Source organism: Acinetobacter sp. UBA1496 (assembly GCF_002324975.1).
Taxonomy (GTDB): domain Bacteria; phylum Pseudomonadota; class Gammaproteobacteria; order Pseudomonadales; family Moraxellaceae; genus Acinetobacter; species Acinetobacter variabilis.
Window position 1 is genome coordinate 1 of the sequence record NZ_DCRI01000090.1, and the last position, 12,249, is coordinate 12,249.

10 protein-coding genes and 1 pseudogene are annotated in these 12,249 nt (G+C 39.9%); 3 read left to right on the plus strand and 8 right to left on the minus strand.

The features are described 5' to 3' along the window. From B3143_RS09735 to B3143_RS09770, 8 genes are all read right to left on the minus strand, one after another. The coding region (locus B3143_RS09735) for a TonB-dependent receptor (RefSeq protein ID WP_286740263.1) at nt 1-928 on the minus strand (928 nt) is incomplete at its 3' end. A 248-nt stretch (nt 929-1,176) separates the two neighbouring features. Continuing rightward, entirely contained in the window at nt 1,177-1,857 is a 681-nt protein-coding gene (locus tag B3143_RS09740; protein WP_004812178.1) for a GntR family transcriptional regulator, read from the minus strand. A 675-nt stretch (nt 1,858-2,532) separates the two neighbouring features. Continuing rightward, nucleotides 2,533-3,591 (minus strand): 2,3-butanediol dehydrogenase, encoded by a 1,059-nt coding sequence (locus B3143_RS09745; RefSeq protein WP_004812180.1) that lies wholly within the window; start codon nt 3,589-3,591, stop codon nt 2,533-2,535. A 21-nt stretch (nt 3,592-3,612) separates the two neighbouring features. Then, complete coding sequence (locus tag B3143_RS09750) at nt 3,613-4,398, minus strand: acetoin reductase (RefSeq protein WP_004812183.1); 786 nt, start codon at nt 4,396-4,398, stop codon at nt 3,613-3,615. A gap of 11 nt (nt 4,399-4,409) precedes the next feature. Beyond that, nucleotides 4,410-5,810: a dihydrolipoyl dehydrogenase gene (gene lpdA / locus B3143_RS09755; protein WP_004812184.1), complete on the minus strand. Its 1,401-nt coding sequence runs from the start codon at nt 5,808-5,810 to the stop codon at nt 4,410-4,412. An 11-nt stretch (nt 5,811-5,821) separates the two neighbouring features. Continuing rightward, on the minus strand, nt 5,822-7,357 hold the full coding sequence (locus tag B3143_RS09760; protein ID WP_004812185.1) for a 2-oxo acid dehydrogenase subunit E2: 1,536 nt from the start codon (nt 7,355-7,357) through the stop codon (nt 5,822-5,824). 1 nt (nt 7,358) lies between these two features. Next, entirely contained in the window at nt 7,359-8,378 is a 1,020-nt protein-coding gene (locus tag B3143_RS09765) for an alpha-ketoacid dehydrogenase subunit beta (protein ID WP_004812188.1), read from the minus strand. 15 nt (nt 8,379-8,393) lie between these two features. Further along, nucleotides 8,394-9,356, minus strand: coding sequence for a thiamine pyrophosphate-dependent dehydrogenase E1 component subunit alpha (locus B3143_RS09770; RefSeq protein ID WP_004812189.1), 963 nt, complete (start codon nt 9,354-9,356; stop codon nt 8,394-8,396). 342 nt (nt 9,357-9,698) lie between these two features. Here B3143_RS09770 and lipA point away from each other — a divergent pair, with 342 nt between their 5' ends. From lipA to B3143_RS09785, 3 genes and pseudogenes are all read left to right on the plus strand, one after another. Then, a complete protein-coding gene (gene lipA, locus B3143_RS09775; protein WP_004812191.1) occupies nt 9,699-10,673 on the plus strand; it encodes a lipoyl synthase in 975 nt (324 codons plus the stop codon). A gap of 255 nt (nt 10,674-10,928) precedes the next feature. After that, entirely contained in the window at nt 10,929-12,020 is a 1,092-nt protein-coding gene (locus B3143_RS09780; protein ID WP_004812193.1) for a hypothetical protein, read from the plus strand. A gap of 81 nt (nt 12,021-12,101) precedes the next feature. After that, a pseudogene (locus B3143_RS09785) lies at nt 12,102-12,249 on the plus strand (IS5/IS1182 family transposase); the annotation flags it as partial.

A 12,249-nucleotide genomic window follows, 5' to 3' on the forward strand; every position in this document is an offset into this window, starting at 1 on the left:
AAACAAGTGGGACCACCTCTAAACCGACCATTTGTGCATCTTTATAACTGAGTGCACCATTCATTTTCCAAGTATCATTGAAGCGATGTGCTAAACGCAGTTGATATAAATTGTCTTTGACACGCATATCACCATCATGCGGTTCACCGGTAAAGGTGTGCTTGTCCATGGTGATTTGATTATTGACCGCAGTCAGCCCACGATCAAAGGTGCCAAGATGCTGACTAAATTCAGTATCCAGATCAAGTTGTGTGTCTGGTGAGATTTTCCAAGTGAGTTGTGGTGCAACAAATAACCGTTCTGAGCTAACATGATCACGGAAGGATTGATTATCCTCTACGGCAATTCCTAAGCGATACGCCACTTGTTCAGTAATCGGTGCAGTATGTTCAGCACTAATGCGATATTCTTCTTGACTTGAAGCACGTAGATTAAGTGCTGTCGCACTTTGCCAGCTTGGTTTTTTTGTGGTGACGTTTAATGCACCGCCAATTTCACCCCTTCCATACAGAGCCGCATTTGGCCCCTTTAAAAAATCCAAAGATGCAATATTGACCATATCACGTGGTGCAGATATGCCACGGTTCACACTTAGGCCATTGCGGATATATTCCACGCCTGTATTTGGATTACCTTCAAAACCACGGAATGAATAATTATCCCAAAAACCACCGCCATAGCTATTATTGTTCGATACCCCACTGACCAAATTCAATGCTTGATCAATCCGTTGAATATCCTGCTGTTTTAAAATGTCTTCAGCTAAATGTGTTTTATTAAATGGGACATCCAATAATTCATGCTGAAATTTAGTGATTGATTTGGATGAGGATTCTGATTCGGTTGTGCCCGTTGCAGTCACGGTGATGGTATCTAAACGATTCACCTCATCAGCCATCACTAACGTACTCACGCCAACACCACTCATCAATACAACTAAACGCAAACTCACTACAACCACCCTCGGCTTTATGCACAAAAAAAATGCATAAATAAAATTAGAATACTTTTGGTGCATTATTCATTTGATTTGTGCACCAAATATAAGCATATATATTCAAATAAGCATCAGCTTAGAGTTGAATACACTCTTGTATACAAGATGGTGGTATTACAGGCAAAAAAAATGCCAACTTCGGGAATTGGCATTCAAATTCATCTATTTATAAGTTTTAATTAAAGATTAGAAATCATATGCAAGGTAATATTTTTTACATCTTCGATACTATGCAGGACATGATGTTCAGCGAGATGAATTGCACCCTCAGCATCACGATTTAGAATACGTCGTAAAATTGCCCCGTGATCTTCATAGGCATGTTGAATATCAAATTCACGCATGGCACCCAAACTCAGTACAATTCGAATCTTCTCGCTGATCTCGTGATGGATCTTCGCAATTTGGTTGTTCCCTGCAGCCCGCACTAAAGCACAGTGAAAATCTTCACTTTGTAATACCAATTCTTTAATGTTCTGATTATAGGCTCTTGGTTCGACCAACCAGAGTTGTTTGAGCTTTTGTAGTTCTAACGACTGTTCATGATCCAGCATACATAAGCGTTTGACTGCCTCTTTTTCCAAGATCATGCGTAAATCAAACAACTCTTGATAGAAATTAAAGTCTAAGGGTTTAATTTCCCAACCACTGCGAAAATGCACATTCACATAACCTTCTTGCTCTAAACGATAGAGGACTTGACGAATAGGCGTGCGACTCACTTGATATTTTTCAGCAATATCCGTTTCAGTGAAGCGTTGTCCTGGTTTAAGTTGAAAACTAAAAATATCGTCTTTGATTTGTTGGTAAATGATATTGGCTAAGTTTGTGGAGCCTGATTTTGCGATCGTTGTCGCCATCCGTGATTCTCTTCGTATATCTTTTTAATACAGAAATTATAAGGGTATAAAGAGTATTTTAGTGAAGTTGCATAAATAAAATAGATTCTGTAGACATTTCCTATTCGTAAATAAACCGGCTTTGTTGCATAAAGACTTAAAATAGAATTTTCGTAAATTACTTAAATTTAAGTGACAACTTGGGTGTGAGGTCGGCCTAATTCTGTAAACTTATTTAAGACATGAGTAGTACTACTGCGCAAGGTGCATAAATCTATTGGGCTTGACTATAAAATTTCTAGCATTGAGTTTATCTACCAATAGGAATCGTTTAGCTATATGTATTCTAAAATGGTCAAAATTCACAAGTTCATGAATCAAGTTTTTTACATTCAAATAAATTATCTTGTAATTCATTGGTTATTAATGAAATATTAACTATTTAATTGATGAACTAGACTTTAGGTAAACATAAGTTAAGTAGACGAATTTCGGTATTAAATTCATTAATATTGATATAAATTAAATTATACATTATGTGTTGTCAATTTCTTCTTAAAAAATAGAGTTTTCCAATCACTATTATGAGAATGAGTTTGTAAATACAGACTCATTTCCTATCGCTATAAATATTAAAAATAGCTACATAGAGTTTATCTCTAGCTTATTCAAATTTGTCTTTGAAATTAGGCGTTACTACGGATGAACAATAATTTTTACAGCAGACTCATTATTATGAATCAATGTTTCAAAGCCTTTAGAAACAAGATCATCTAATGCAATACGTTGGGTAATAAAAGGTTCCAGATTAATCTTACCTTGCTCGACTAAACGGATGGTTTCCTGATGGTCATTGACATAAGCAATCGTGCCACGAATATCGAGCTCTTTCATGACCACACTATGCACATTAATTGTGGCAGGATGGCTCCAAATAGAAACAATGACGACTACCCCTGTTGGTTTTATCGCCGTCACCAGTGTATCCATGACTTTATTAACACTACTACATTCAAAAGCGACATCAACACCGTGGTCTTCCGTAATTTTCATTACTTCGGCAACTACATCAACTTGTGATGGGTCTAGTACATAACCTGCAACGCCCGCTTCTATCGCTTTTTCTTTACGTTTTGCACTCAGTTCAGTGATGATCACCGTGAGACCTTTAGCCTTTAAAATGGCTGATAAGAGTAAACCTATTGGGCCTGCTCCACCAACCAGTGCGATATCACCAGCTTTTGCACCACTTCGTACATAGGCATGATGACCAACGGACAAAGGTTCTATCAATGCTGCTTGGTCTAAGGGAATATCATTTGAGATAGGATGTACCCAACGGCGCTGAACCGCAATTTTTTCAGAAAGACCGCCGCCGCGTCCGCCTAAACCAATAAAGTTCATATTTTTTGATAAATGATATTTATCATTCGGCCCAGTCGGTACATCATCCGCAATAATGTAGGGTTCAACTACGACATGTTGCCCAATTTGAATATCATCTACTCCCTCACCAACTGCATAAACTACGCCTGAAAATTCATGTCCCATTGTTACAGGTGCAGATTCTCCTGAAATTGGATGTGGATGACCACAAGGTGGAATAAAAATAGGGCCTTCCATGAATTCATGTAAATCTGTACCGCAAATACCGCACCATGCAACTTGAATTCCAACTGTGCCTGGAACTACTTTCGGTTCAGGAATATCTTCAATCCGAATATCCCCTCGGTCATAAAAGCGAGCTGCTTTCATTATGTATTCCTTATGTTGATATTAACGGTACACCATTCCACCATCTGTCAAAATAGACTGCCCTGTAATGTAGTTTGCATCCTCGCTGGCTAAAAATGCAACTAATGCAGCCACGTCATCTGGTGTTTCAGCACGTCCTAAAGCAATGCCATCTACATATTTTTTATACGTTTGACCAACTGGTGCGCCTGTAATTTCAGAGAAACGCTGATCTATTTCGACCCACATATCTGTACCAACAACACCCGGACAATAACTATTTACAGTAATGTCAGCACTGGCATATTCTTTAGCTGCAGCTTGTGTCAATGCACGAACTGCAAATTTAGTTGCTGAATAAACACCGAGGAGAGCAAAACCCTCATGACCTGCGATTGAGCAGGCATTAATAATTTTTCCAGCCTGTTGGCGTTGTTTAAATTTATTTGCTGCGGCTTGAATCCCCCAAAGTACACCACCGACATTGATGTTCATGATTTTGTTAAATTCACTCGGCGTTACTTCTGCCAACGCTTTAACTTGTGCAATCCCTGCATTATTGATCATGATATCAAAGCCATTAAGTGTCGATTCTGCATGATCAATTGCATGACTGACTTGTATTGGATCTGAAATATCTGCAATAAATGTGGTGGCTTTTACGCCAAAGGCTTCGATCTCTTGTTGAACAGTATTTAACTTTTCTTGATGAAGATCGACCAATGCAATATGAACACCTTCTTGTGCCAAACGTAAGGCAATACCACGTCCAATTCCTTGTGCTGCACCCGTAATTAATGCAACTTTATTGTTTAAACCTCTAGGCATGTTGCGATTCCTTAAATATGAATTGCACGTTGCATTGCCGACAATACCGACTCATGCATCGCCTCAGATAAAGTAGGATGAGGGAAAATGACCTGTGCTAAGCTTTCATCCGTAGCTTCTAGGTATTTTGCTATAGCAAAACCTTGAATGTGTTCGGTGACTTCATGTCCAACCATGTGAGCACCCAACAATTCACCCGTTTCCTGACTAAAAATGGTTTTAACAAATCCTGCGCTATTGCCCAAAGCTAATGCTTTACCATTGGCTTGTAAGGGAAACTTACCCACATTGATATTCAAGCCCGCAGCTTTCGCTTTCTGTTCTGTCAAACCAATACTGGCCACTTGCGGATGGGTAAAGATACAGCCCGGAATTTGTGTACGATCTAAAGCATGTACATGACTTAGGCCTGCAATTTTCTCCACACAAAGAATGGCTTCATGACTGGCTTTGTGTGCCAAACACGGTGCGCCTGCGACATCACCAATTGCATAAATGCCCACGACATTGGTTTTACACCATGAGTCAACTTTGATAAAACCATTTTCAAATTCAACACCCAAATCGTCTAGGCCAAGATTTTCCGCATTCGGTTTCACGCCAATAGCTGAAAGCACCTTTTCAACAGTAATGATTTGTACACCTGTGGCAGTTTCAATATGACAATGTACTTGAGCCTGATCAGTTTCTATTTTTTTTACCGTTGCTTCAGTTAAAACCTGCATACCCTGCTGTTCAAATTGCTTTTGTACATACTTCGCAACTTCAATGTCTTCGCTAGGAAGAATCTGCTTTGCAATATCAACCAAGGTGACTTGGCAGCCTAAGTCTTGGTATAGGCTTGCAAACTCACTGCCTATAGCACCCGAACCAATGACCAGTAAAGATTTTGGTAGTTGTTCTGGAACTAAAGCCTCTTTATAACTCCAGACCTGATGGCCATCTACAGGAATATGAGGCAAATTGGCCGCACGTGCACCTGTTGCGACAATAATATGCGGTGCAGAAATCTGCTGTTTTTGACCATTCGCATCTGTAAGCTCTAATTGCTCTTTGGCAATAAACTGGGCTGCTGCGTTAAAAACAGTGATTTGATTTTTTTTCAATAATTGACCGATACCTTGCACCAGTTGCTCAGAAACCTTTCTGCTATGATGGACCAGTGTTTGAATATCAAAACCAATCGCGTTAAGCGTAAAGCCAAACTGCCCTGCATGTTTGAACTGCTGCGCAAGCACAGCCCCGCTCAATAATGCCTTGGTTGGAATACATCCCCAATTAAGACATACTCCACCTAAGTGTTGTTTTTCAACGATTGCCGTTTTTAATCCCAGTTGCGCTGCGCGAATCGCAGCGACATATCCTCCAGGACCAGCACCAATAACCACAAGATCAAATTGTGTATCTGACATGACTATTCCTCCTACACCAAAATTAATGCAGGATTTTCGACAAACTGCTTCAATACCGATAGGAATTGAGCACCCAACGCACCATCAATGACACGATGATCACAAGACAATGTTGCGGTCACCATTTCACGAACAACAATCTCATCATTTTCAACGACAGCACGTTTCTCTGCTATACCTAAGGCCAGAATTGCACCTTGAGGTGGGTTAATAATGGCATCAAATTGTTGAATACCCAGCATTCCCAAATTGGAAATACTGAAACTACCGCCTTGAAACTCATCAGGTGCTAATTTTCCAGTTTTGGCACGTGTTGCCAGATCACGCATATCATTGGAAATTTGCGCCAAAGATTTACGGTTCGCTGCTTTAATGATTGGTGTGATCAGTCCATTTTCGATGGCCACAGCAACCGAAATATCAGCTTGTTCAAACTGTAAAATCTGCTGATTCTCTTCATCAAACTGAACATTAACTTGTGGAACTTTAATCAGTGCAGCAGCAGCAGCTTTAATCAGCATATCGTTAATGGACAGTTTGACTTGCGGTACAGTACTGTTAATTTGCTGACGCAAAGCCTGAACCGACTCAACATTTAAGTCTATCGTTAAGCGAAAATGTGGTGCATTGCGTTTTGCCGCTTGTAGGCGTGCAGCGATTGCTTTACGCATACCATTCATAGCTACGGTGGTGAATTTTGCTGACTCTGTTGGATGCGCGTACTCAGTATGTTGAGCTTGTACAGGGTTTTCACGTTGATATACAGCTTCAACATCTTCCTTACAGACTCGTCCACGTGAACCCGATGCACGACAATCATGCAAATTAATACCCCATTGTTTTGCCAAACGGCGAGCAACAGGTGTTGCTAGAACATCACTATCATCTGCTTTAGATTTTGCGGCTTTCGTGCTGGCTTGATGACGTACATCTGGCCAAGAACCACCAGCAGCTTGAACTGCGGCCTGAATATCTTGAACACTGATACGGCCTTCACGTCCAGAACCTGTAATCTGAGCCAAGTTTACATTATGCTTTTCAGCCAATTTCAAGGCATGTGGCGTTGCAAAAATATCATCGCTTTGTTGGTAGCCTTGTAACTCATCAGGAATAGAATATCCGCCCTGAGTCACCGCTTTTGATCCATTACCAACACTGTTCTGTTTAGGAGCAGCTTGTACTTTGGTTTCAACTTGAGCCACATCGACTTTTTCAGGAACCGCTGCTACCGCTTTATTTTCAGTTACAGCAGGTGTTCCACCTAAAGACTGTGCAAATGCTTCAACTTCTGCATCAGAAACTTGAGCGTCTGCACAGATTGCAATGATTCCACCTACGACCAGTGTGTCACCATCGTTAGCAATAATTTTTCGTAGCAGGCCATCAAAAGGTGCTTCCAATACATTGACGATTTTTGTGGTTTCAATTTCACAAATTTCCTGTCCTTTACTAAATTGGGTACCTTCCTGAATCAGCCATTGGGCAATCGTACCCTCTTCCATGGACAAACCCCATTTTGGGATTTCTAAAGTTTTAATTTCGCTCATCCTAAGCCTCCAACGTCTTGCGTACAGCCTGTTCGATGCGTTCTACACTAGGTAACCATTCTTTTTCTAGTACTGGTGAAAATGGTACGGGTGAGTGTGGTGGAGTGACTAACTCGATTGGTGCTTTAAGATAATGAAAGCCCTTCTGTGCAATGAGGGCAGCCACATCATGTCCGAAACCACAACGCGCTGCTGATTCATCCACAATAACTACGCGACCTGTTGAAGCCACTGACTCTAAAATGCCATCTTCGTCTAATGGAGAAATGGTTCGAGGGTCAACCACTTCAACCGAAATGCCTTCTTTTGCGAGCTTGTCAGCAACTTCATTGGCACGATGCACCATCAGGCTTAAGGCAATAATGGTGATATCAGTACCTTCACGTGTGTAATTTGCGACACCAAAAGGAATAGTGTAGGCCTCATCTGGTACTTCGCCCTTAATGTCGTACAATAACTTGTGTTCACAAAAGACTACTGGGTCATCATCTCGAATGGCTTGAATCAATAACCCTTTCACATCATAGGCGCTCGAAGGCACCACCACTTTTAAGCCAGGTACTGAGGCAAACACGTTATATGGCGACTGAGAATGCTGTGCTGCGGCAGAAAAACCTGCACCGATCATGCCTCGTACAACGAGTGGCGCTTTGGCTTTGCCGCCAAACATGTAGCGAAATTTAGCTGCTTGGTTATACAGCATGTCATAACACACGCCGTAAAAATCCATAAACATTAAATCTGCCACAGGTCTTAAACCCGTTGCAGCAGCACCTGCCGCCATACCAATAATCGCTGATTCTGTAATTGGAGTATCAATGACTCGTTCAGAACCAAATTCAGTCCATAAGCCTTTGGTTACACCAAGTACACCGCCAAAACCTTCCAGTTTATTGTCATCGGTATTTTTGCCACCATGCCCACCACGAACATCTTCACCGACCACAATGACACTTGGGTCTCGGTGCATTTCTAATTCAATTGCTTCTTTAATTGCGTTTCGATAACTTTTATTTGGCATTGTTCTACTATTCCTTTAGTAAGAGACGTAAACATCAGTAAGTAACTGAGAGGCTTCTGGGTACTTAGCTGCGCGTGCTTTTGCAACAGCATCGTCTACATTGGCTTTAGACTGAGCGTCAATCGCATCGAGCTTGGCTTCGTCAATTTTGTCTTTGACTTTTTCGCGGAATATTTTCAATGGATCCTTATGTTCTTTGACATAATCCAGTTCTTCTTTAGAACGGATAAGCCCTGGATCACCTTCAAAATGTCCATAAAATCGGTTGGTTACCGTTTCAATCACACTCGGACCTTCACCACGGCGGGCACGTTCAATAGCCTTTTGTGCAACTTCATACACAGCAAAAAAATCTGTTCCATCTACTTTTTCAGCGGGTAAGCCAAAACCTGCTGCTCGGCCTGCAATATCTTTACTGCCTACGGCATAATCATGTGCAGTACCTTCACCAAAACCGTTATTTTCAAAAACAAAAATGACAGGAAGCTTTAAAACAACAGCCATATTAATGGCTTCAAAAGTTAAGCCCTGATTTGAACCGCCATCACCGGTAAAAGATAGACCAATCCCACCATTTTTGAGTGTTTTAGCACTTAAAGCTGCCCCAATAGCCAAAGGTGGACCACCACCCACAATACCGTTTGCACCGAGCATGCCTTTATCTAAGTCCGCAATGTGCATTGAGCCACCTTTACCACGACACAAACCATCATCTTTGCCAAAAATTTCTAGCATCATGGCGTGAATGTCACAGCCCTTTGCAATACAATGTCCGTGACCACGATGTGTTGAGGTAATGAAGTCCTTATCTGTTAAATTTTCACAGATCCCTACGGCAACAGCTTCCTCACCGCTATAAAGATGGATGAAACCTGGGATATCACCTGTATTGTTTTCATCGTGAAGTCGATCCTCAAATTCACGAATGTCGCGCATTCTTTTGTATGCTGCTAGCAATTGCTCTTCCGTTAATTGCATATATTTATTCCTTATTAACTACGCTTAAAAGAAAATCCCAAATTGAATAACTGGATTTTTAAATCGTATATTTATATAAGAATATTTTTATTTAATTTCATATTAGACTAAAAAAATATAATGCATAAAAACATAAGATAAACATTAAAAACAGTGGTTTATAATATTAAAAAATTTGTAAATTTTTTAATATTATTCAGCTATATACAAAAACAAACCTTTAACCAACCTTTGTTTTATATGATAAGTTTTTTGCCCTGTTTTAATATTATTAACGCATTTAAATCAGCTTATTTAATATCAGGCTCAATATTAATTATTTTAAACGACGGAGTGTTTGAAATGGATTTAAATAACCCAGTATTAACTGGAAAGAAGCTACGTGGCGCTAAAAAAATGGCGCGTATTCCAATTAAAGTTGTTCCAACGGAAACGATACCGAAAAAGCCAGAATGGATCCGGACTAAAATTAGTCAACCTGAGGAAGTCCAAATCATTAAGGATTTATTAAGACAACAAAAACTACATACCGTTTGCGAAGAAGCGGCTTGTCCTAACTTGCCGCAATGTTTCGGTAGTGGAACAGCAACATTCATGATTATGGGTGATATCTGTACTCGACGCTGTCCATTCTGTGATGTCTCGCATGGCCGTCCTAATGCCTTAGATATCAACGAGCCACTGCATTTGGCTGAAACAGTGAAGAATCTAAACTTAAAGTATGTTGTGATTACTTCCGTTGACCGAGATGATTTAAAAGATGGCGGTGCACAGCATTTTGCAGATTGCATTCGAGAAATTCGTCAAACTAGTCCAGGCACTTTGATTGAAGTTTTGGTTCCTGATTTTCGTGGTCGCGCAGATATTGCACTTAAAATTTTGAGCAAAAATCCACCTGATGTCTTTAATCACAATATTGAAACCGTGCCACGCCTGTATAAAGCCATGCGACCAGGCGCTGACTATCAGCATTCATTGAATTTACTTAAGAAATTTAAACACTACTGCCCTGATATCCCAACGAAATGTGGTTTGATGGTGGGTTTAGGAGAGATTGAAGCTGAGGTTATTGCGTTATTAAATGATTTGAAAGATTATCAAATTGATTATGTCACAATCGGCCAATACCTACAGCCATCCAAATCACATGCGCCAATTCATCGTTTTGTTACATTGCAAGAGTTTAAACATTATCAAACTCATGGAGGGCACTTAGAGTTTAAGAATATTTGGAGTGCACCATTAGTGCGATCGAGTTATTTTGCTGACCGCCAGTATTATGGTGAGGCTGTACCTGTGCCCTACGTGCGTGAATGACATTTTCATGATTTAAAGGATCCTATTTATCAACATAATGGTTACTTTTATTAACACTTCAGATAAAAATAGTCATTTCCAGTCCATAACAACACTTTTAAAGTAGCTAAAAGGCTGGTAAAACCCAAAAAAGGTTATTTAACGAATCCAAGAAAAATGATTTGGTACACGTAAGAAAAGATTGAATGAGTATAGATCTGGAAATTGATTTCTGAAGTTTAAAGATATTACAGTCTAATCATAAAGGAATATGATATGAACCTGTTCAATACAGCACTAGCAAAAAAGCTGCAAACAACACATTTAATTAATCAGCATATTGTTCAGGCTGCACCCGTTTTGGCTTTGCCTCAAGAAGATCAGACTTCCCTATTCCGCCGCTCTATTCAGCATAATTATGCCGATTTATTAAGAATTGCTAATGATTCCGATATGGCAATTGGTCTTACAGATCACCATGGTACTCTGTTATGGACCTGGAGTAGTTCCGCGATGCTTTCTTCTGCTGAACAGGTACATTTTATTGAAGGTGGCCATTGGTCAACGCAGGCGGTTGGGACCAATGCGATTGGTATGACATTAAATAGTCAAACATCAAGTTGTGTATATTCTCATGAAAACCAAATGGACAGCGTTCGTGATTGGGTCTGTTATGCAGCACCTATCTGGGATCCGACTTCAGGTCAATTTCATGGCATTATCAATCTTTCCACAAAATATAAAAAACATACCCCTCTAGGCATTCTTGCTGTGGAACGCTGTGCAGACTTAATACAGCGAGCAATAAAATTTGAACAGAAAAATTTTTTATACATTAAAGCGCTAGGTTCGCCCTGGGTTCAATTTAATGGGCATACTTTGAACTTGACTCACCGTCAAATTGAAATACTTTGCATTTTAGCTTTGTATCCTTACGGCATTGGTTTAGAAGAGTTACACTATGCCCTTTATGGTGAGCGTAATGTCAGCCTAAAAACCTTAAAGGCTGAGCTTTCACAACTTCGTAGCCTATTACCTCATTCAATTGAGGCTCGCATTTATAGGCTTACCTGTGAAGTCCAATGTGATTTTTTACGTGCTGAACAATCATTAAATGCAAATCTTATTTCGAGTACATTCTCGCTATATAAAGGTAGCTTTTTATCTAAATCAGAAAGCCCTTTACTCAGTACTTGGAGACATTGTTTTGATGCCCGTTTAAGCCAGTTGATTTATCAAATAAAGGATACCGATCAATTATTACGGATTATTGGGCAAACACATGATCGTATTGATGCTGTACAGCGTTTATTAGAATTATTACCACAGGACAGCAACTACCGTAATTATTTTTCAAATCTGATTTAAATTTGATTTGTTACTTCAACTCTAAAGGGCTTTGTTGCATAAACCTAGCCTAGAAAGATTATTCAGTCCTATAATTTCAATATGAATAAACCTGCTCCTAAAATCTATCGTACAACTAACTGGTCTTTCTACAATCGTGCCCTTATTAACCGAGGTAATATTTCCATTTGGTTTGATCCAAACACTCAGTGGTATGCACAACCACAAGGAAGGCAAGCAAGGTCGAAAT

Bases quoted from the DNA above. Each gene is read 5' to 3' on its own strand.
- B3143_RS09740 (WP_004812178.1), bottom strand. From the start codon at position 1,857: ATGGCGACAACGATCGCAAAATCAGGCTCCACAAACTTAGCCAATATC.
- B3143_RS09745 (WP_004812180.1), bottom strand. From the start codon at position 3,591: ATGAAAGCAGCTCGCTTTTATGACCGAGGGGATATTCGGATTGAAGAT.
- B3143_RS09750 (WP_004812183.1), bottom strand. From the start codon at position 4,398: ATGCCTAGAGGTTTAAACAATAAAGTTGCATTAATTACGGGTGCAGCA.
- lpdA (WP_004812184.1), bottom strand. From the start codon at position 5,810: ATGTCAGATACACAATTTGATCTTGTGGTTATTGGTGCTGGTCCTGGA.
- B3143_RS09760 (WP_004812185.1), bottom strand. From the start codon at position 7,357: ATGAGCGAAATTAAAACTTTAGAAATCCCAAAATGGGGTTTGTCCATG.
- B3143_RS09765 (WP_004812188.1), bottom strand. From the start codon at position 8,378: ATGCCAAATAAAAGTTATCGAAACGCAATTAAAGAAGCAATTGAATTA.
- B3143_RS09770 (WP_004812189.1), bottom strand. From the start codon at position 9,356: ATGCAATTAACGGAAGAGCAATTGCTAGCAGCATACAAAAGAATGCGC.
- lipA (WP_004812191.1), top strand. From the start codon at position 9,699: ATGGATTTAAATAACCCAGTATTAACTGGAAAGAAGCTACGTGGCGCT.
- B3143_RS09780 (WP_004812193.1), top strand. From the start codon at position 10,929: ATGAACCTGTTCAATACAGCACTAGCAAAAAAGCTGCAAACAACACAT.